The sequence below is a fragment of the Pseudarthrobacter sp. MDT1-40-2 genome (assembly GCF_059383595.1).
This window is the reverse complement of record NZ_JBWZCL010000015.1, coordinates 1-1,047: the sequence shown is the minus strand read 5'-3', so window position 1 is coordinate 1,047 and position 1,047 is coordinate 1. Positions and strand designations below refer to the sequence as shown.

General features: G+C 63.6%; 1 protein-coding gene and 1 rRNA gene. One reads left to right on the top strand and one right to left on the bottom strand.

The annotated features are described in order from the left end of the window. Window positions 1-651 (top strand): hypothetical protein (locus AC50X5_RS16820; RefSeq protein WP_494977214.1); only part of this gene is annotated, 651 nt, incomplete at its 5' end. A gap of 290 nt (window positions 652-941) precedes the next feature. Here the strand turns inward: AC50X5_RS16820 and rrf are convergent. Beyond that, a 5S ribosomal RNA gene (gene rrf, locus AC50X5_RS16815) occupies window positions 942-1,047 on the bottom strand; the annotation flags it as partial.

The window sequence follows — 1,047 nt, the reverse complement described above, 5'->3', positions numbered from 1 at the left end:
GCGGTCACCGAACGAACGGCGCTCACCGCCACCTTCACGCTGCGGACGGTCACTGAAAGGCTTACGCTCGCCGCGGTTGTCGCGGTCACCGAACGAACGGCGCTCACCGCCACCTTCACGCTGCGGACGGTCACTGAAAGGCTTACGCTCGCCGCGGTTGTCGCGGTCACCGAACGAACGGCGCTCACCGCCACCTTCACGCTGCGGACGGTCACTGAAAGGCTTACGCTCGCCGCGGTTGTCGCGGTCACCGAACGAACGGCGCTCACCGCCGCCTTCACGCTGCGGACGGTCGCTGAAAGGCTTACGCTCACCGCGGTCATCACGATCACCAAAAGGCTTACGCTCACCGCGGTTATCACGATCACCGAACGACTTACGATCGCCTTCGCCTTCGCGGCGCGGACGATCACTGAAAGGCTTACGCTCACCGCGGTTATCACGATCACCAAAAGGCTTACGATCGCCTTCGCCCTCGCGGCGCGGACGCCCTCCCTGTCCGCCACCATCGCGGTCGCGGAATCCCCGTGGCTGTCCGCCCGAGTTGTTGGGACCTCGGAAGGCACCACCATGGGGCCGGCGCTCGTTTCCGGAATTCGCGCCCTTGTTGCCGCCGTCGTGCTCAGCCATGATGGATTCCTCCTGTTGTGAGCCGACCGCAAGCATCTGGTGCAGCCGTCCTCATCATTATGTTGTTCTTCCTACTGGGCCTGGATCCAGCATTCTGTCACAGGCCCAAACGTCTCATTCAATTCTAGGCGAGAGCCCGCCAAGGCCATCACCGTCCAGCCCAGCCACCAGGCCTGTTATCCAGCGCTGCACTGTGTTTTTGGGCACGGTGGCTAGCTGGTGCGCGGGCCGCGGCCGACGCGGGTGGTGTTTTGGTGTTTAAAGGGGTCAGGCCCCGACACGTGGTGTCGGGGCCTGGCCTTTTAATGTTTGTCCGGCGGTGACCTACTCTCCCACACCCTCCCGGGTGCAGTACCATCGGCGCTGTGGGTCTTAGCTTCCGGGTTCGGAATGGGACCGGGCGTTTCCCCCACGCTA